The sequence below is a fragment of the Methylobacterium sp. J-030 genome, from assembly GCF_022829545.1.
Lineage (GTDB): Bacteria > Pseudomonadota > Alphaproteobacteria > Rhizobiales > Beijerinckiaceae > Methylobacterium.
Genome location: NZ_JAKSYM010000133.1, coordinates 1 through 19487 on the forward strand (window position 1 = coordinate 1; position 19487 = coordinate 19487).

11 protein-coding genes, 1 tRNA gene and 7 pseudogenes are annotated in these 19487 nt (G+C 63.9%); 9 read left to right on the plus strand and 10 right to left on the minus strand.

The features are described 5' to 3' along the window. From MKK75_RS07215 to MKK75_RS07225, 3 genes and pseudogenes are all read left to right on the plus strand, one after another. Positions 1–161, plus strand: a pseudogene (locus MKK75_RS07215) (IS630 family transposase); the annotation flags it as partial. A 618-nt stretch (positions 162–779) separates the two neighbouring features. Next, on the plus strand, positions 780–1844 hold the full coding sequence (locus tag MKK75_RS07220; RefSeq protein WP_244041929.1) for a glycosyltransferase: 1065 nt from the start codon (positions 780–782) through the stop codon (positions 1842–1844). Between the two features lie 117 nt (positions 1845–1961). Continuing rightward, positions 1962–2425 (plus strand): annotated as a pseudogene (locus MKK75_RS07225) (IS5/IS1182 family transposase); the annotation flags it as partial. Here the strand turns inward: MKK75_RS07225 and MKK75_RS07230 are convergent. Next, on the minus strand, positions 2413–3372 hold the full coding sequence (locus tag MKK75_RS07230) for a glycosyltransferase family 2 protein (protein ID WP_244041930.1): 960 nt from the start codon (positions 3370–3372) through the stop codon (positions 2413–2415). The pseudogene MKK75_RS07225 and the gene MKK75_RS07230 overlap by 13 nt on opposite strands. Positions 3373–4465: 1093 nt before the next feature. On the opposite strand from MKK75_RS07230, the pseudogene istA reads away from it, so the two are divergent. From istA to MKK75_RS07245, 3 genes and pseudogenes are all read left to right on the plus strand, one after another. Continuing rightward, positions 4466–5731, plus strand: a pseudogene (gene istA, locus MKK75_RS07235) (IS21 family transposase). A gap of 65 nt (positions 5732–5796) precedes the next feature. Further along, positions 5797–6580, plus strand: a pseudogene (gene istB / locus MKK75_RS07240) (IS21-like element helper ATPase IstB). Between the two features lie 834 nt (positions 6581–7414). Beyond that, a complete protein-coding gene (locus MKK75_RS07245) occupies positions 7415–8605 on the plus strand; it encodes an acyltransferase family protein (RefSeq protein ID WP_244041931.1) in 1191 nt (396 codons plus the stop codon). Positions 8606–8948: 343 nt separating this feature from the next. Here the strand turns inward: MKK75_RS07245 and MKK75_RS07250 are convergent. The 5 genes and pseudogenes from MKK75_RS07250 to MKK75_RS07270 all read right to left on the minus strand — a co-directional run. Further along, a pseudogene (locus tag MKK75_RS07250) lies at positions 8949–9098 on the minus strand (transposase); the annotation flags it as partial. Between the two features lie 48 nt (positions 9099–9146). Further along, complete coding sequence (locus MKK75_RS07255) at positions 9147–10049, minus strand: HlyD family secretion protein (RefSeq protein ID WP_244041932.1); 903 nt, start codon at positions 10047–10049, stop codon at positions 9147–9149. A 121-nt stretch (positions 10050–10170) separates the two neighbouring features. Continuing rightward, positions 10171–10383, minus strand: coding sequence for a DUF1656 domain-containing protein (locus tag MKK75_RS07260; RefSeq protein ID WP_244041933.1), 213 nt, complete (start codon positions 10381–10383; stop codon positions 10171–10173). After that, complete coding sequence (locus tag MKK75_RS07265; RefSeq protein WP_244041934.1) at positions 10380–12422, minus strand: FUSC family protein; 2043 nt, start codon at positions 12420–12422, stop codon at positions 10380–10382. The genes MKK75_RS07260 and MKK75_RS07265 overlap by 4 nt, the downstream gene beginning before the upstream one ends. Then, positions 12419–12910, minus strand: a complete 492-nt coding sequence (locus MKK75_RS07270) for a MarR family winged helix-turn-helix transcriptional regulator (protein WP_244041935.1) — start codon at positions 12908–12910, stop codon at positions 12419–12421. The genes MKK75_RS07265 and MKK75_RS07270 overlap by 4 nt, the downstream gene beginning before the upstream one ends. Positions 12911–13326: 416 nt before the next feature. Here MKK75_RS07270 and MKK75_RS07275 point away from each other — a divergent pair, with 416 nt between their 5' ends. Further along, positions 13327–13479 (plus strand): hypothetical protein, encoded by a 153-nt coding sequence (locus tag MKK75_RS07275; RefSeq protein WP_244041936.1) that lies wholly within the window; start codon positions 13327–13329, stop codon positions 13477–13479. Positions 13480–13503: 24 nt separating this feature from the next. Here the strand turns inward: MKK75_RS07275 and MKK75_RS07280 are convergent. Beyond that, positions 13504–13830: pseudogene (locus MKK75_RS07280) on the minus strand (response regulator); the annotation flags it as partial. 535 nt (positions 13831–14365) lie between these two features. Here MKK75_RS07280 and MKK75_RS07285 point away from each other — a divergent pair. Continuing rightward, positions 14366–16087: pseudogene (locus MKK75_RS07285) on the plus strand (MASE4 domain-containing protein); the annotation flags it as partial. A gap of 201 nt (positions 16088–16288) precedes the next feature. Here the strand turns inward: MKK75_RS07285 and MKK75_RS07290 are convergent. From MKK75_RS07290 to MKK75_RS07300, 3 genes are all read right to left on the minus strand, one after another. Next, positions 16289–17764 (minus strand): HWE histidine kinase domain-containing protein, encoded by a 1476-nt coding sequence (locus tag MKK75_RS07290; protein ID WP_244041937.1) that lies wholly within the window; start codon positions 17762–17764, stop codon positions 16289–16291. A gap of 405 nt (positions 17765–18169) precedes the next feature. After that, a tRNA-Gly gene (locus MKK75_RS07295) sits at positions 18170–18244 on the minus strand. 153 nt (positions 18245–18397) lie between these two features. Next, positions 18398–18736 carry a flagellar protein FlaG gene (locus tag MKK75_RS07300; protein ID WP_244041938.1) on the minus strand — a complete coding sequence of 113 codons (339 nt, stop codon included), beginning with the start codon at positions 18734–18736 and terminating at the stop codon, positions 18398–18400. A 213-nt stretch (positions 18737–18949) separates the two neighbouring features. On the opposite strand from MKK75_RS07300, the gene MKK75_RS07305 reads away from it, so the two are divergent. Further along, on the plus strand, positions 18950–19486 hold the full coding sequence (locus MKK75_RS07305) for a TY-Chap domain-containing protein (protein WP_244041939.1): 537 nt from the start codon (positions 18950–18952) through the stop codon (positions 19484–19486). The last annotated feature ends 1 nt before the right edge of the window (position 19487 follow it).

The window sequence follows — 19487 nt, forward strand, 5'->3', positions numbered from 1 at the left end:
TCTTCGCCAAGCTGAAAGCGCTGCTGCGGACCGCAGCCACCCGCACCGTACCCGACCTCCGGGAGGCCATCCGGCAGGCCTTCACCCGCTTCACGCCAGACGAGGGCCGCAACTGCCTCGACGCCGCCGGCTACGACAAAGGCTTGGCCGTCGCTACGTAAGCGGGAACGGCTCTAGAAGAAATCTTTCTTGGAGGCAGCTGCCCGATTATATCATTGGGCTTTCAATTTGAAATATGTTATCGAATTTTCACGGAAGCGATTTACTGCTAATCTAGTTGAGTCTAACGAATGAATCGCTCTTCGGCGTAATATAAGCATAACGCCATCAGCCAATCTTCAATTTCGACCGGTTGTACGATTGGTAATATTTTCAAACCTGGCCTAATTTTTTGAGTAGTTTTTTTGCGAAGTTGCACCTTTTGATTGATTGACCGCGTTGTGATGGGATCGACGCCTTGCTAGACGCGTATGACAATCAGCTTTTATCGAGAATACTCATCACGTGTAAGTACGTATGGCTTTCCTAAGAGATGATGATATAGAGCTGCAATCACAACTAGTGCGTTGTCTCCCTATATGTCGCTTTTGCTTGCATGAAACACATATGACCGTGGTAATAATCCCGTTTATGTGGCGAGCGAGAGCTATCGGGTCAAAGCCCGACATGAGATTCTCAGCGCCGGATGCTAGTATTCCTGAGAGGTTCGCTTAATGAGAGTAGCTTTAGTTCACGAATGGCTAACAACGTATGCTGGATCCGATAAGGTCTTAGCTGAGTTGACGAAAATTTTCCCGGAAGCCGATATTTATTGTCTGGTAAATTTTCTGTCCGATAAAGACGAAAAGAATTTCAATGGCGCAAAAATACAAACATCCTTTTTGCAAAGAATCCCGTTTTCAAAGAGATTTTATAAATTGTTGCTGCCGCTTATGCCATTCGCCGCAGAAAATCATGATTTAACTGGTTATGACGTCATTATCTCAAGCAGCCATGCCGTGGCGAAGGGCGTTATTACCACTCCAAGTCAGCTGCATATCTGTTATTGCTATACGCCGGTACGATACGCTTGGGATTTGTATCATCAGTATCTGCGGGATTCAGGGTTTGGGCCCGTTCGTCGAGTTCTCGCTGGGTATTTTTTGCATAAGCTTAGGATTTGGGATCTTAGGACTGTAAATAACGTCGATTATTTTGTGGCCTGCTCAAAATATATAGGGCAGCGTATTTGGAAGACTTATCGTCGAACATCAGATGTTATCTACCCGAATGTCGATACAGTTTATTTCTCAGATAAGGATATACCGAGAGAGAATTTTTATATGACTGCGTCTCGCATGGTCCCTTACAAGAAGGTCGAGCTGATTGTCGAGGCTTTTACGAAGATGCCCGATAAGAAATTAATCGTCATCGGGGATGGGCCTCAATTTCGCTACGCTAAATCTATAGCAACACCTAATATAACGTTGCTCGGATTTCAGCCTGGATCCGTCTTGCTCGATCACTTGCAACGATGCAAAGCATTTCTATTTGCCGCCGAGGAAGATTTCGGTATCGCGCCAATTGAGGCTCAGGCATGCGGAGCACCAGTCATCGCCTATGGACGTGGCGGCGCGCGAGAGACCGTCGTCGATGGAGCTACAGGGCTTCACTTCGACACTCAAACCGCGGAGGCAATTATTGACGCGATCGCCCGCTTCGAGGGTTCAGCTGGCCAGTTCGATCGGACACGGATCAGAGAGCAGGCCGAGAAATTTTCCGCTTTAAATTTTCGGCATCAGATGCAGGCCTTTATCGATGAAAAATGGTCGGAGCATAAAAAATCTCAGTCGCCCGGGAAGTAGATTATGTAGCCATCTCGATCTAGAGTGCTCGATATCTGTCGTAAATTCGATGCAGGCGAAATCGACAATGAGCGTTTGACAGAGCTGACACGGATCAACGGGCGGGCGTTGCTCGGTCTGGCACGCACGCTTCGGGCTGAGGATCTCTGGGATGCGATCGCTTCGCTCCTGACGCCGCCGCGGCCGAAGGGCGGGCGCCGTCCAATCGGGAACCGAGTCGCGTTGACCGGCATCCTGTTCGTGCTGCGCTCACACCTGCCCTGGGAGATTCTATCGTCCGAGATGAGCCACGGCTGCTGGAAGGGTTGATGGCGCCGGTTCTGTCACCGGCCCGAACCCGACGGACCGGGGCAAGCCGGGCTCGAAGCGCCATCGCGTCACCGATGCGCGCGGCACGCCGACAAGGACTACGATGCCAAGGTTCGACGCCGGGAGTACCGGGCCCGCGGGATCGTGCCGCGCGTAACACGCAAGGGCATCAAGAACAGCGAGCGGCTCGGGCGCCATTGCTGGGTCGTCGAGCGGGCCCCCACGCCTGGTTCAACCGCCTCCGGCGCCTGCCGGTCCACTACGAGCGGCGTAAATTACGGCGCAGATCGAGAATGCGACCCGGCGCGCACTTTCCAAGGACAATATCGCGGAGGGCAATCCAGTTTCCCGCTGCTCGTCCTCTTCGATCAATCCATGGCTCTGGATTTACCATCATAATGTGATTATTCAAAACGTTCTTGAGAGCTAATTTCAATCCAAACATAAAAGGCATAGTGCCTTTTCTTATCAGATATAATGGATTTGCTATTTGTGCGTAACCAAAATCAACTCCTGAAACACGTGCAGATTTCGTTCCCTGATGCACGCCTACAAAGCAACTCGTTTTTACAATTCTTCCATTCCGATTGACGCGCACAGCAAAATCAATGTCTTCCTGCCAAGCGTAAAGAGGAAGTTTTTCATCGAAACGAATATCTTGGATTGCGGATGCTCGGAACACCATGTTGCATCCATACAGTCCAACGAGGTCCTGTTCGATCTCGTAGAGAGGACTCCGGCTCGCCTCATATTGGGCGAGCAGTGCGATCGATTCTTCAAACGTGACACCGGGTGTTTTTATGCCGTCTGCAAGCAGACAGCCGTTTGCTCCTGAAACATCGACATTTTTTTCCATAAATTTGGATATATCTTCCAGACAGAATCGGGACGGGACGTAATCGTCATCAAAAAAAGCGATTACATCGGCGCCCTGTTCGACGACCTCCAATCCTCGATTGCGTTGATGTGGAAGACCAGCTGGACCCATAACGACTGTACTGGGCTGAAACAAAGCCGTTCGCTCAGGTAAATCCACTTCCTGCGTGACCGAATAGATCACCTGAAAAGGGCCGACCGTTTGCAGATTGAGCAGATCGGTCCACTGAGATAGCTCATGAGGTCGCCCTTTGCTTGCTATTATAACGCAAATCTTCATGTTTGCCGATGACTCCGGGCCATGTGCGGCGGCCTGCTCTACATCAAATTCCCATTCTGCCACCGTGAGTCGCGTTTATCAGCTCAGGATTGGCTTTGTAAGCGAACTGCCTCTGATCACGGCGCTTTACACAATGTCGACCGGGTTATTTGATGCATAAACGTTTTCTATTCGATTGCGGAACGGTGTTTGGGCGTGATGCGTCCAGGAATCGGCGTCGGCGCGCGGCGTCTTGCGGCTTTGCGCCGTCGCGCGTCAGGAGGGTCGGCTGGCGCGGCCATTCAAACTCTGCCTGCGATGAACTCGCCCTGCGAAGCGCGCTCGCTGACGGATCGAGAGGCTTCGGAATGCGGGCCAAGCGCCACGGCGTGTCCGCGGCGATCCGTCGCAAATGGCGCGCGCGGCCCGGTTGAGTTTGGGAACCACTCGGCGCGAACCCACACGCGTCCCCGGGGCGGCTGCGATGAGGAGCACGTCCCTCTGTGCGCTCCGTCGATCCACCGGCCTGCCTCCGGATGAGCTGACCTTCATGGTCAGCTCCGGCCTGCATCGCCTCAACCGGGCTGCGGTCCATCGTTCCCCCAAGGCCAAGGCCCACAAAAGGCGGTCGGTCGCCGAAAATCTCGGCCAGCCGCAGGCGCTGTCAAGGCTTACGAAGCCGACGTCGTCCTCGTCGACGTGACGCGACTGCCCCAAGCTGCAGAACCGGGCGCGTGCCGCGCTAAGGCCCTACCTTAAGGTCGCCATCGATCGCGTCTCCCTCTCGACATGAGCCTCGCCGCCAGGGACGACGCCGGGACTATTGCTTCAGCGGTCATCTGCCGGGTGGACGTGCTCGGCGGTCCTCTGTTCGAGGTCACTGACATGCTGATCGACTGCGGCCTCTGCTTTAAGGACGTTGTTTTCGCAACGGCCTGCGTGCGAGTCGATATCGAACACCGCAAGACGCGTTCCGATCCGCCCGGGACCATAAGTGTAGTCGAGCGGTTCCGGGCCCGGGAGTTGTCAGTGGGCGTTGAATACTCTCGGATTGTGGAAATCGAAAATTCCCTGGTCGGTGCCCTGGCACGAGGGTGCAGAAGGCATCCTGCACCCTCGGGCTTATTCATCCTCCGCCACCATGCCCGCCGATGCGTATCGGTGGGTAGCGACGAGGATGGTCCTGCTGGGAGAACGCCTCATGATCCTCGATCTGCACCGACAGAGCCTGTCGGTCACCGCCATCGCTCGCCGGACCGGGCGTGATCCGAAGACCGTCCGCAAGTACATCGAGCGCGGCCTCGAACCACCCACCTACGGCCCGCGCCAAGCCGGACACCCGAGCAAGCTCGCGCCCTACCTCACCGACCTGCGCGAGCGCGTCACCGCCTTCCCCGATCTCAGCGCCGTGCGCCTGACCCGCGAGCTGCGCGAGCGCGGCTACACGGGGGCCTACACCGCCGTTTAACGGTTCATCGCCGCGGATCCGGCCGCCCGAGGCCAAGCCGTACGAGGTCCGGTTCGAGACGCCGCCCGGCCAGCAGGCTCAAGTCGACTTCGCCCGCTTCGTCGTCACCCTTACGGATGCGCCAACCACGGCCTGCATCGTCTCGCTGTTCTCGCTCGTGCTCGGCCATTCCCGGCACATCGAGGCGCGCTTCGTCCTGCATCAGTACCTGCAGACGCTGCTGCGCTGTCACATGCAGGCGTTTGCCGCCATCGGCGGCGTGCCGATCGAGATCCTCTACGACCGCATGAAGACGGCCGTTACCGGCGAGGAGGCGGACGGCCATATCGTCTACAATCGCTCGCTGCTGGCACTGGCCAAGCATTATGGCTTCCTGCCACGGGCCTGCCGGCCCTACAGGGCCAAGACGAAGGGTAAGGTCGAGCGACCCTTTTCCTACATCCGTCAGGACTTCTTCCTGGCCCGCTCGTTCCGGGACCTCGACGATCTGAACGCCCAGCTCCAAGCTTGGTTCGACACCGTCGCCAACGTCCGCCTGCACGGCACCACGCAACGGGTCGTCTCGGAGGCCTTCGCCGCCGAGCAGGTCGACCTGCAGCCGCTACCCGCCGTGCCCTTCGACGCCTTGCTCAAGCTGGAACGGCGCGTCAGTCACGACGGCTTCGTCTCGATCGGTGGCAACTACTACAGCGTGCCGGATCGGACGCGGCGGGTCGTCGAAGTGCACCAGTTGCCGGACACGATCCGCATCCTCGATAGCGGCCGGCTCGTGGTGAGCCACGCGATCCTGGAGGGTCGGCGACAGACCGCGTCGATCCCGACCATCGGTAGGGAGGAGCTGCCCGGGCCATGCGACACGGCCATCCCGACAGCCCGCCGATCGGCCGTCGTGGCGATCACGTCGCCCAGCGCTCGCTGGCTGTCTACCAGGCCATCGGCGAACGGCTCGCCACCGGGATCGGAAGTCGGTCGTGAGCCGCGCCACCTCCCATGCCACCACCACCCTCGACAGAATCAAGCACAGCCTCGTCGGCCTGCGCATGCCGCGGGCCCTGGAGGTGCTCGACGCCACAGTCCGACGCAGCGAGCAGGGCGAGATCGACGGCATCGCGGCCCCCGACGAGATCCTGACCGAGGAACTCACGCTGCGCGAGAACCGCCGGGCTGGTCGCCCGCCCGACCACGATCAAGACGCTGGCCGGCTTCGACTTCACCTTCCAGCCCTCCCTCGACCGGGAGCGGATCATGGCGCTTGCCGAGCTGACCTTCATCGACCGGGCCGAGGTCGTCCATCTCCTTGGTCCGCCCGGCACCGGCAAGAGCCATCTCTCCACGACGCTCGCCGTCGAAGCGGTGAAGGCCGGGCGCAGCGTGGTGTTCTCGACGATGGCCGATCTGATCGCCTCGCTGGCCAAGGTCGAGCGCGACGGCGTGTTGCGCGAGCGGATCCGCTATCTCGGCCGTGCCTCGCCCCTGGTCGTGGTCGAGATCGGCTACCTGCCGGTCGTCCCGGGTGGAGGCAACCTGTTCGTCCAACTCGTCAACGCGCGCTACGAGCGGGGCGCAATGATCCTGACCTCGAATCGCGGCTTTGCGGAATGGGGTGAGGTGTTCGGCGATCCCGTCGCGGCCACGGCCCTGCTCGATCGTCTGCTGCACCACGCCGTCGTCGTTCAGATCGAGGGCGCGAGCTACCGACTGCGCCAGCACGGCGACCTCATCCCCGAGCACGTGCGCTCGAAGGCGCTCATCACGCCGCCACCGGTTCCACGTCGCCGCGGGCGGCCACCAAGAAAGGCAACGCACGATCACATCGCCGGCTGATCACCGACCACCACCGAACCCGCCGGATGGGGATTTTGAAAGCCCGCTTTTGCGGAGACTTCGGCGCCCGTTGACAGGAGGAAAGGGGGGGGAAGGGATTATGCCCGACAATTATACCGGCCTGAAGATCGCGCCGCGCGGCTTCGATGTGGCTTCTAACAGCCGCCGAACAACGCGCGCCCGCCCGCGGCCAGACAACGCCAGCACCTCGAAGATGAGCCCGCACGCGTCGATCCAACCGGTAGACTACATCCCGCACCGGCCTCATTAAACACGCCTGAGATGGTACCGCAGAAGCTGAGGCGGCCTTGTATCCCGGGAGTCTAAAAGGCGATGATGAGAAATATGTGCTCCTAAGCATATAAGTACGCAAAATGCACCGATTTTCATCTGTGGATCGATCGAATAGGGAGACAGGATCGCTATCGCGCCTCTCACCAGAAGGGTGCGCCGCTGATTGTCGAGCGCTTTTTCGTGTCAGCCAACCCGCTTTCTTTCAGGGGCCCTGAACTTGACATCCGTTCCATATATAGCCTTATAATCAAATTATTGGACTATGAACTATTGACAAAGGTATATTGCCAAATTTAGATCATTTTGGAAAAGAAGGCGCACTAAGTATAGCAACATGCGTTGCTGGTAGGTCAGAGAAGAATATGATAGAGTTTGAATATAGATCAAAATTAAACTTTATAACTGTTTCTAAAAAATCAGATCATAGACAATCCATCGAAGATATCCGCGGATGAACAAGACCAAAATCGAAGCCAGTCATGGCTTCGATTTTGGCATCGCTGCAGAGCGCGTATTTACGAGTCAAGGGGTCCAGATGCCATGACTATTTCCGAGGCGATGCGGACAAACAAAGGATTGGGACCAGGATTTCATTTCCTGCGACACGCACTTGCGCTTATCATTCTTATTTTTCATTGCCGATATATGGTTACGTTCGGAAGCGACGGTGGGGCGACAGCCCTCGTCACCAGCAATGGCGGCGGATATGTACCACGCAATTTCGATCTCGCCACCCTCCGGGAACCGTTCACTTATGCTCTCGTCGGCGGGTTTTTCGCGCTGAGCGGGTTTCTCGTGACGGGAAGCGCCTTCCGGAATCCCGACATTAGGATATTTTTTGCCAATCGTCTTTTGCGCATTATTCCCGCACTGAGTGTCGAGGTAACGCTCTCGGCCTTGGTGCTGGGGCCCATCGTCACCAACTTGCCGTTAGCGTCGTATTTCTCCGATCCTCAAGTTTTGAGATATTTTGGAAACATCTTGGGATTTGTGACATATACACTTCCTGGTGTTTATGTCGACAACCCCTGGTCCGGAATCGTTAACGGCAACCTTTGGACATTGCCGCCAGAGTTCTGGTGCTATGCGATCATGCTTGTCGCGCTCACGATCGGGATGAAAATCTCGCCGCGCCTGTTCCTTATTGGGACCGCACTAACAATTTCGATTTGGACTATAGTCGATACCTACGATCAAACGCTATTTCCGATTCGATTTGATAGAACCCACTTTGTATCTCCATTTATCGTTCTGCTTTTCTGCGTGGGTGCGTGTTTTTATATAATTGGAGATAAAATTGTCTTATCTTTCCCACGATTCTTGGCTGCCGGAATCATCTATTACGCGATGATTCAAATCAGGATCCTCAGTCCGCTTTGCGCTATCCCATTAGCCTATTGTACCCTTTACGTCGGATTTAGAAGCTTCGAGTGGTTTGATAAGATTGTCACCAGCGATCTTTCCTACGGCATATACCTCTATGGATGGCCAATATCGCAAGCGGTCGTTCATTTTGTTCTGCCATCTCTCCTCAACGAACCTATCCTTGTCCGACTGTTGATTATCGAGTCTCTAAGCGTTCTCTCAACGGTCATATTTGCGGCACTGTCTTGGAAATTCATAGAAAAACCGTTCCTGAAACTTAAAAAGTATTTTAACGCGCGAAGGACTGTCATCAAGTCCGATCTTGTATTGATAGATAGCCGAAAGTCGGTCGGCCCCGGAACGTGAGGATTAGGTGGACCACGCGCGGGCCGACCGGCGAGGGTCATGGCCTTCGAACTCAGGCGCCTGCACTGCAAGAACCGGATGCAGGTCTGAAACGAAAGGTCGTGGAGGGGACCACGATCTTTTCCTTTTGCGGGCGACGCCAATAAGGGTTTGCCTCATAGATACGGTGGAGAAGAGTTTCCTGATCACGCTTCTCCGCCCGCTATCACCTCCGTTCTACCGACCTGCGCCGTCCGCAAAGCGAACGATGCCGGACCGGTGCTGCGCGTAGAAGATCGATAGCGTGACTGTTACAGCCCACTCAGAAACCGCCGCACCTTTGCAGAGCCGCCGTCGCTAAGAGTCAGGGACAAAACCGATTGAGTTGTGTCCTGCAGATGAGGACACAGGCGAGCGTTGTGAAGGCGAGGTGGAGGTCGGCGCGTCGCTCGTAGCGGATGGTCAGTCGGCGGAAGCGGGCCAGCCACGCCAGGGTTCACTCGACGATCCAGCGATCGAGCATCAAGGGGGACGCCGCCGAGCAGCGCGCGCAGCGTCGTCCTCAGGACCCGAACAGGCTGAAGTGCGGTGTCTCGCCCCCCGGCTCGACCGCGACCGTGGCGGTGCGGCCCGAGACCAGGCGGGTCTCGTCGGACACGCCATCCAGCTTGATCCGCACCGGGATGCGCTGGGCCAGCCGGACCCAGGCAAAGGTCGGGTTGACGCTGGCCAGCAGGTTGGACCCGGCGGTCCGTTCGCGGTCCTCAATGCCGCCCGCGAAGCTCTCGACGTGACCGGTGATGTCGCTTCGCTCCCCCATCAGCCGGACGCTGGCCTTGTCGCCCACATGGATGCGCGGGAGCTTGGTCTCCTCGAAATACCCCTCGACCCGCAGGGTATCGCTGTCGATGAGCGCCATCACCCCGCGCCCGGTGGTGACGTAGCTGCCGGGCCGCAACTCCATGTTGGTGATGCGCCCGTTCACCGAAGCCTTCACCGCGGAGCGGTCGAGGTTGAGCTTGGCGAGGTCCCGGTCGGCCACCGCCTGCCCGTACGCCGCCTTGGCCTCCAGGTCGGCCGCCCGGGCCGCCTCGACCCGCTGCTGGGACGCGGCGGCGTCGCTGAGCTTCTGGTAGCGGACGTCGTCCGCGGCGGCGCGCTCGGCGGTCGCCTGCTTGCCCGCGACCATCGCTTCCGCCTGGCGCAGGGCCAAGTCGAAACGTTCTGGGTCGATGCGGAACAGCACGTCGCCCCGTTTCACCACTTGATTGTCGGACACGAGGACCTCGGTGACGAGGCCGGACACGTCGGGCGCCACCGCCACCACGTCGGCCCGCACGCGGCCGTCCCGGGTCCAGGGCGCCTCCATGTAGTAGTCCCACAGGGCCAGGCCGACGACGGCGGCGGCGGCGGCCATCGCGAGGGTGACGAGCAGGCGGAACGAGAGGGTGAGGAACCGTGTCATGGGATGAGCCGGGCGATGACGAGGAGGGCGAGGCCGAGCAGGACGACGTGCGAGCCGATGGCGAAGGCCGGGTGGTGCCAAGCGGAGCGGCGCAGGCGGGGCGGGAGAACGGACATGGGCGTCACGTCGTGGCGAACGGAACGGCGATGGCGACGACGGCGCCCAGCAGGACGACATAGAGGGCGAGGTCGAACAGCGGCCGATGCCAGACGAGGTGGTAGAACCCGATCCGGGCGAGAAGCCACCGCAGGGGCAGGCTGACCGCGAAGGCGAGCAGCATCCAAGCCGCCAGGCTCGGCACGAACACGCCGTAGAGATCGAGTTCCCCCGTCATGACGCGAACTCCGGATGCGTGAGGGTGGGCAGGGTCGGGCTGTATGGTGGCGCGTCCGGGAACAGCCCACGCCGGATGCCGACGAGGCCCATCAGCGCGGCCCGGCCCGGCGCCCGTCGCGCGTCAGCCGAGACGGCGTCGAGCGCCCCGTCGACGGAGCCGAGCAGTTCGGCTGCGGGCGTCCCCGGCTCGGCCTCGAAGTGCCGCGCCAGCGCGCCGAGAAGCGCCTCGACGGCTGCCCGCGCCGGCTGCGACAGCCGTCGTCGGTCGCGCCGCACCTCCACGACGTTGATGCCGACGCGAACCTCGGCGAGGAGGTCGGCGGTCCATTCCGCGTCTTCGGACGGGAGCGCGGCGAGACGCGGCGCGATCAGGCCGACCCGATCGAGCATCAGCGCCGCGAGTTCAAGGCCGTTCTGCGCCCCCTGGCGTCGGGCGGCGCGGGCGAGGCTGCGGCGGTTGATGGCCCGCAGACGTCGCGCCGACCAGCCGGCGCCGACCGAGCGCACGAGGCGCGTGACGATGGCGGCCACCCACATCCCCACGATGACCGCGACGGAAGAATTGGCGAAGGCCGCAAAGTCGCCCGTATAGCTGCCCTGGATGGCGATCATCGCCGAGCCGTTGACCGCCGCACCCATCGCAAGGGGCGCAGTCTTCGGTTGGGCCATGAACACCCCGCAGGTCAGCAGGGCCGGTGCCAGGGCCAGGGCCAGCATCTCGAATGTGGTCGCGAGCGGCAGGACTGCGAACAGGTAGGCCCCGGCCCCGAGGGCACCGAGAATCGCCGAGTTGGCGAAGCTGACGATGAACGGTGCCGGATCGTCTTGGGCGGCGAAGAAGCTGCACCCGACCGCCGCCATCATCGGAGCGGCCGAGCCGCTCGGCCATCCGGTCGCGATCCAGATCGCGCAGGTGACCAGGATGGTCAGGAACACGCCCATCGCCGAGAGCAGCGCCATGCCGTGATCGCGGTGTCGGATCGTCCGTACCGCGGCAGTATAGCGGAAGGTCAGATTCTCGGTGGCAGGGGTGCCGTCGGCGATGTGCTGCTGCAGGATGCGGGCATCCTTGCGCAGGTCGATGAAGTCGCGAAGGCGCGCGAGAAGGCTCGCCAGCACGAGGGCATCCCATGTCGGCCGCGCGCCGAGCCCCGGTTCGAGGGCGTCCGCTTCGGCCTTGAGGCGATCGGCCACGGCCGGTTCGGTGGTCCCGGACGCGAGCCAGGCGGCCATGTCGTCGAGGAGGGCTCGCAGGCGCACCGGCAGCGCGTTCGCCCGCTGCAGCGTCTCGATGCGGTCCGAGACCGCCGAGGCGATGGGCAGAAACATCAGCATGTGCTGGCGCAGGGTCGCCATGGCGTCGGCCGAGCGCTCGGCACCGGTCATGTCGTAGCGCAGGGGCGTCGCCAGGGCGTCGAACGCAATGGCGTCCGAAGCCAGCTTCAGCCGCGTCGCCTGCGTGTCCGCCGCGGCGCGGGTGCGGCCGAGGATGTCGACGACCCAGCCCCGGGCGCCCTGCAGCCACAGGTCGAGCCGGCCGGAGATGACCGGCGCCACCGACTGCGGCAGCACCACCGTGTTCACGAGGCTGGCGCAGAGGATGCCGAGGGTGATCTCCTCGGACCGGGCCACGGCGGTGTCGAACATCGAACCGGGGTTGCCGACGGACGGGAAGCCGATCAGCGCCGCCGTGTAGCCGCCGAGCATCATCAGGTAGCTGCGCGGGGTCCGGTCGAGCAGGGAGAAATACAGGCAGGTCGCGACCCAGGTCGCGATGGCCAGCGTCAGGAGTTCCGGAGCGTTCACGAGGTTGGGCACGAGCGCGACCGTGACCGCAGCGCCGAGCAGGGTGCCGAGCACCCGGTAGAGCGCCTTGGAGCGCGTGGCGCCGGCGAGCACCTGACTGGTGATGTAGACGGTGCCGAGCGCCCAGTACGGGTTCGGCAGGTCGATCCAGAACGCGAGGAACAGGGCCAGCATGGCGGCCCCGAAGGTCTTGAGCGAGAAGACCCAGTCGCGCCAGCCCGGAAGGGTCATTCCGCGGCCTCGCCGTCCCGGGCCTCGCCGTCCTCGGGCTCGTGGTCACTGCCGACATGATCCTGGATGGCCCGGAACACCCGCAGGCCCGCTTCCAGATCGGCGGCGCTCACCTTCGAGAACACCGCCTCCCGGAGTCGCTCCAGGTCCGCCTCGATCCGGGCGACGACCGCCTGTCCGGCCGGCGTGAGGACCAGCACCTTCGCACGGCGGTCGGTGGGGTCCTCCCGGCGGGCGACGAGGCCGGACTTTTCCAGCTGGTCGAGGAGGCGCACCAGTGACGGCCCCTCGATGCCGAGCGCGTCCGCCAGGGTGTTCTGGCGCGGCTCGCCGCCCATGCGCGCGATCAGCACCAGCGGCAGGGCCCTGGCTTCGGAAATGCCATGTGTCTCGGTCGTCGCATTGGCGAGCCGCCGCCACTGACGCCCCGAAAGCAGCAGGGTGTGGGTGTAGGCCAGTCGAAGCTGGTGCAGGGTCTTGGCCGCCATTTCACGCCGTCCGGCCCGCCGCGAAGGAACGCATCCGACGATCTCACCAAGCCAATGATAGCAAGCTATCAATTAGTGAGCAATCATTCAAGGGTGGTCGATGCTCATCGGATGGTGGTCTTGAGGATTACGTCGATCGCCCGGTCATCGCCTGCGGCCGACGGCTGGCACCATGGGGTTTTCGCGATGTGCCTACCCTGCGCCGAGGGGGTGGCCGGTCCTGATGCGGCGCGGCACGCCCGTGCCCCGCATCTCCGCGAACGCGTCGCACACCCCGACGCCCTTCCGGCGGACGCCGCGCCCCGGCTGGCCCGGGAAATCCTGTCGCTGACCGGGGCGGAGCCTTCCGGTTGCCGGAGCCGTTTGGGTCTGCCGCCGGTTCCGGTGGCCCGCGCAGGGAACGCTCTCTGCGCCTCATGGCGCTCTACGGCGGCTGGCGCCTGCCAACGGCCTCGTTCCGGTCGCAGGGTGGAGGTAGAAGAGCCGGACCTTCCCCGCCGAAGGCGCCACCCGAGATCCTGCTCGCGTTCAAGCCCGGCGACGCCGGCCGCTACGCCAAGCAGGCCTGACCCCGTCCGGCAATCGGTCCGGTCTCAGCGGCCGGTCGAAATCCCTGCCGCTGGAGGCTCGGCGACGAGGTCCCGGATGCGCGTTCCGAGCGCGTCCGTCCGGAAGGGCTTCGTCAGGACCTGCATGTTCGGCCCGAGGAGCCCATCGCCGACCGCCGCGCACGCGGCGTAGCCGGTGATGAACGGCGCCTTCAGTTCGGATCGGCACGCGCGGGCCGCGTCGGCCATCTGCCGCCCGTTCATCCCGCCGGGCAGGCCGACATCGGTCACGAGCAGGTCGATGCGCGCCCCGGACTGCAGCACCTTCAGCCCTGCGACGGCGTCGGCGGCCTCGACCGTCGCGTAGCCCATCGCGCCGCGACGGGGCGGCGGGACCTCGCCGGGAAGGCTAGGACCGTCGCGGACATGGACGGCCCTTCGGCGCATCGGTGAAGGAAGGCGGCCCGGAAGAACGACGTCCGCCGAAGCGTGGCGTTCCGTCGTCGGGGGGCCTGGGCCGGAGACCCGATCCCATCCTCGCACGACCGTTGCTCTCGCGCCACGGTCGGGTGCCGCGTGCTGGTTGGCCGCGTGCAGGCGGAGCCGCGGGCGGAACCACTGCCTCGCTTGCCGCTTGGGTCCATGGGTTCGATCCGGTCGCCGTCCCTTGGCCCCGGAATGGGCACCATGATACCCATAATCCTCGCGAGCGTGTTGCCGGAACGGCCAGCCATCGCGCTTCGGTACGGAGCACACGATGAGCGAGTCCCCGGCGGTCCCGGCCCTGGCGACCCTGGCGACCGCGCGGGCCGGCAGGACGCAGCGACGCCTCGCGGTCGCCATCAGCCTCGTCTTCGGCGCCGTCACGCTCGCTCTGCTGCCATATGCGGCTCGGCCCATGGTGCCGATGCCGGGCTTCGTGCCCGCCTACCAGTCGGCCCTCATCGTGGTCTACGGGCTGACCACCTACCTGTTCCTCACCCAGTACCGCCGCATCCGCTCCGTGCCGCTCCTCGTGCTCGGGACCGGCAGCCTCTACGTGACGCTGGTCGTCCTCCTTCAGATGCTGTCGTTCCCGAACGTCCTCGCCCAGGGTCGCCTCCTCGGCGGCGGACCGGACACCACGACCTGGCTGTGGATCTTCTGGCACATCGGGCCGCCGCTCTTCGCGCTGCCCTACGCCATGCTGGAGGGCGACCGGCGCCCGCCGCAGGCCCCGCCTGATCGCGCCGGACGGATCGGCCTGGTCGCGGTCGCCGGGACCGTCGCGGCCGCCACACTCAGCGGCGTCGTGGCGGTCCACTACGTCCATCTCCTGCCCAAGTGCGTCGAGGGCGACAACTACTGGCCGCTCACGACCTCCGGCATCGGCCCGGGTGTGGTGGCCCTGACCGTCCTCGCGCTGGCAGTCCTGTGCTGGAAGACCCGCCTGCGCACCGTTCTCCAGATCTGGCTGGCCGTCTCCCTGCTCCTCCTGGTGTTCGACAACATGGTCACTCTGCCGGGCGCCGCCCGCGGCACGGTCGGATGGTTCGCCGGGCGGCTTGAGGCGCTGGTCGCCGGCTTGATCCTGCTCGGCGTCTACCTGCGTGAGGTCGGTTTCCTCTACGCGCAGGCTGAGGCCACGGCCGAGGAGCGCGAGGCGCGGCGGGCGGAGCTGCAACGCGCCCGCGACAACCTCGCCCTCGCGCTGGAAGCTGCCGAGATGGGCGACTGGGACCTCGACCTGCGCGCCGGCACGTCGCGCCGGTCCCCCCGGCACGACGCGATCTTCGGGCACCGCGAGCCGGTCGCCGCCTGGGACGTCGAGACCTTCCTCGGCCATGTCGCCCCGGAGGATCGCGACGCCGTCCGAACCGCGTTCGACGCCGCGGGCAGCTCGGGGCGCCTCGAGATCGAATGCCGCATCCGAAGGGCCGGCGACGGCGCGCCGCGGTCGGTCACGGTGCGCGGCAGGGTCTACCGCGACGAGCACGGCCAGCCCCGGTCGATGGCCGGCGTCGTCATGGACACGACGCGCCAGCGCGAGGCCGAGGAGCGCCTGAACCAGGCCCACAAGATGGAAGCCATCGGGCAGCTCACGGGCGGCGTGGCGCACGATTTCAACAACCTGCTCACGGTCATCGTGGGCAACCTCGACATGATCGTGCGCAAGCCCGACAACCCGCAGCGCGTGGAGCGCCTGGCCACGTCGGCGATGACCGCGGCCCGACGCGGCGCCGAGGTCACCGAGAAGCTGCTGTCGTTCTCGCGGCGCCAGGTACTGCGGCCGGAGACGGTCAACCCGAACAGGCTCCTCAAGGACTTCCAGGCGCTCCTGCAGCGCGCCGTCGGCGAGACCGTCGAGGTCCGGTTCGACCTCGACGCGAGCCTCGATCCCGTCCGGCTCGACCCAGGCCAGTTCGAGAGCGCGGTGCTGAACCTCGCGGTGAACGCCCGAGACGCGATGCCGGGCGGCGGCGTCTTGACGGTGAAGTCCTGCAACGGGCATCTCGACGCCCAGGAGATCCCGGATCGGCCGGACCTGCGGCCCGGGGCCTACGTGCTCGTCTCGGTCACGGATACCGGCCAGGGCATGGACGCGGCCACGCGCCAACGCGCCTTCGAGCCGTTCTTCACGACCAAGGATGTCGGCAAGGGCACCGGGCTCGGGCTGAGCCAGGTCTACGGCTTCGTGCGGCAGGCCGGCCGACCTGCCGCTCCTGAGCAAGCCCTACCGGCGGGACGAGCTCGCGAACAAGCTCCGGGTCGTCATGGGCTGAAGGTCCGCGGGTGCGCCCTCCGCAGGCACACCGGGAGGCTCACCGATGGCGACCTCCCGCATCGCCCGTTATGGATGCCGGGCGGTGCCCTCGGGCACCGGGGCCTCGAGCGTGAACACCACGCCGTCGGGGCGGTACTCGACGCTCGCCGTGCCGCCGAGTTCCATCGCCAGCGCCCGCTCGATCATGCGGGAGCCGAAGCCGCTCCGGACGGGCTTGGCCACGGTCGGTCCGCCGTGTTCCTCCCAGCGAAGCCAGAGGCGCGCCGGCGGACCGTCCTCGTCGAGGCCCCAGTCGAGGACGACCCGGCCGACATCGTTGGACAGCGCGCCGTACTTCACGGCGTTCGTCGCCAGTTCGTGCAGCGCCAGCACGAAGGCCAAGCTCGCGCGCGGCGACAGCCAGACGTGGGGACCGGCGACGGTGAAGCGCCGCGCGGCACCGTTGCGGAACGGCTGCAAGGCCCCCTCGATGATCTCGCCGAGGCTCGCCCCGCCCCAGCCCTCCCGCGTCAGCGCATCGTGGGCCGCGGCCAGCGACGCCAGCCGGGCGTCCAGCGTCTCGAGTGCGCTGTCCAGCGTGGCCGCGTTGCGAAGGGTCTGGTGGGCGATGGATTGCATCGTCGCCATCGAGTTCTTCACCCGGTGGGTGAGTTCTTCCGCCAGCAGGCGACGCTGCTCCTCGCCGCGCTTGCGTTCCGTGACGTCGATGGAGACCCCGGCCATGCTCTGGGGTGCGCCGTCCGGGCCGTAGAACGTCTGCCCGCGAATATGCAGCCAGCGCTCCTCGCCGGCCGACGTGCGCACGCGGTACTCGATGTCATAGTCGCCGTGCTCGGCAATCGACGAGCGCACCGCCTCCTGCATCCGCCCGCGATCCTCGGGCACGATTGCCCCGAGCAGGTCGTCGTAGCTGAATGCCTCGCCGACCGCGCGACCGAAATTCTCCTTGCAGATGGCGGATGCCTCCAGCCGCCGGTCGGCGAGGTCGAGGGTCCAAGTTCCGAAGCGCCCGGCCTTGAGGGCGAATCTCATCCGCTCCTCGATCCGGGCGAGTTCGTCCTTGCGCAGCGCGACCTCCTGCTCCAGCGCGTCGCGGTCGGCCTGGACGCGGGCCAGCTTCTCCTTCTCCAGCGTCACGTCGAACTGCGAGGCGAAGAAGTAGGTCAGGTCGCCGTCCCGGTCGAAGACCGGCGAGACCAGCAGCCTGTTCCAGAACCGCTCCCCGTCCTTCTTGTAGTTCAGAAGGTCGACCTCGATGGGCTCACGGCGCGCGATGGCGGCGCCGATCCGCGCCACGTCGGCCATGTCGGTCGACGGCCCCTGGAGGAAGCGGCAGTTCCGGCCGATGATCTCGTGGTGGGCATACCCGGTCAGCCGGGAAAAGGCGGCGTTGACGAAGACGATGGGGTTGTCCGGCTGACTAGGGTCGGTGATCAGCATCGGCATGCGCGTGGCACGCACCGCGGACACGAACGGGTCCGTGCTCGCGTCGCTCCGGGCGAATTCCGCCTCGAAACGCCTGCGTTCCTTCAGGTCCGTCACGGTCCGAACCCCCTTCCACGAATGCCCGAAGGCGTTTCTCGCCGTTACCCCCGGCGCGACGGTATCACAGGTCAAGCTTCCTGCGCACGCCGTCGCCGCGCTCGGGCGGCCCGCGGCGGCGGGAATTTCGCCGCATGCGGGGCGGGGTTGCGCCGTCGCAGCCTCGGACTGCGGCTGCGCGACGGAGATGGCCGGACCGTGTATCGCGCCAGTCTCGTGCTGTGCGGCGGCGATGATGATCAGGCCGTCATGTGCGGTGCAGCCTTGCCCGATTGCCGAGCGGGCATCGGCGCCGAGCGCGGGCAGGCCGTCAGGAGCCTCGGCACTTGGCCCGGCCCAAAACAGGGATCCGGTCACCCCCGCTTCGCGGGATACCACCGGGTTAGACCGAATAACGGTGGAGTTTGGAGCGGGCGATCGGGATCGAACCGACGACATTCAGCTTGGGAAGCTGACGTTCTACCACTGAACTACGCCCGCCAACATGAACAGCGTCCGGCGCGTTCCGGCACGTTCATGCGCGCTCACGATCTAGCAGCCGGACCGCGACGACGTCAAACGGATCGTTCCCGTTTTCCGCTCCGACGTCCGTGGCCACGCGCCCGATGGTGCCGGGCGCCCAGCCGTAGGGGTTCAGGCCACCCGCGACAGGCCGCTGGTCTGCGGCTTGCGGGTCTCGCGCGCGGAATCGTAGGCGCGGTTCCGCAGGGCCGTCTCGCTGGGCAATTGATCGATCACGGTGCCGGATTCGGCGTCCACCACTTGGAAGACGATCGCGCTGGTGTCGGTATCCTGGATATAGCGCGCCTTGCCGCTGGTCGTGCCGAGGTCGAGCTTCACCGCGGGCTCCAGCGCCGTCGAGCTCGGATGCGCCGCGAAGGGCTGCTCTGTTTCGGTAGGGGCAGCTGTGGCACCGAGGGCGTCGAGGCCCTGGGGTCCCGGCGGGGGGGCCGCCAGCGGGCGGATCTCCATGGCTGATCTCCTGCGATCCTGTGATCGGAGGATTCAGCCGATATGCTGCCTAAGCGTTCCTTAACGCTGAGCCGTCCTCCACCGCAGGCTGCCCGCCGATCGCGCATGCCGTGAAGATTGCGTTATCGCATCGACACGAATCTTTGCTGTTCTTGCGCCCCGTGTTGACGCGCGGCCCGGGACGGCCGCAGCCGCCGGCGGAGGGAGCCCCAGATGCGCTGGTTCTGCGCACTGCTGATGGTAGCGGCCACGTCGCCGCTGGCTGCGGCAAATCTCGGCGGCACGACGGCGAGCCGCGCGCGCTTCATCGCGCGGCACCGGTGCGCGATCGTGGAACGCCTGGATGCCATGCATCGGCCCGGCGCGGTCGAGGACGGGCGCAACCGCTTCATCGTCGTCGCGCTGCACGCGGAGCCGCAGCGCTACGTCCAATGCATCTTCGAAGACCCCGACACGCGGATGCTCTGTGAGGCGTCGTCCGGTGCCTACGGACCGGCAGGGGACGGCCGGCTGAAGCTCGACGCGTCCGCGCGGGCGGCCCTGCAGGCGCTGGGCTATGTCCAGGCGAGCCCCCGGGAGAACTTCTCCCGCTCGGTCGAACTCGGGCACCCGCCGGATTTCGCCATCGCGGCGGATCTGATGCTCGCGGCGTTGCACGACAGCTACGGCGCCCGTCCGGATTCGGTGATCGAGATCCAGGCCCCGCATGGTGGCGACCCGGTCGCCGCCTGCCGCACGCCCGAATCCTGAG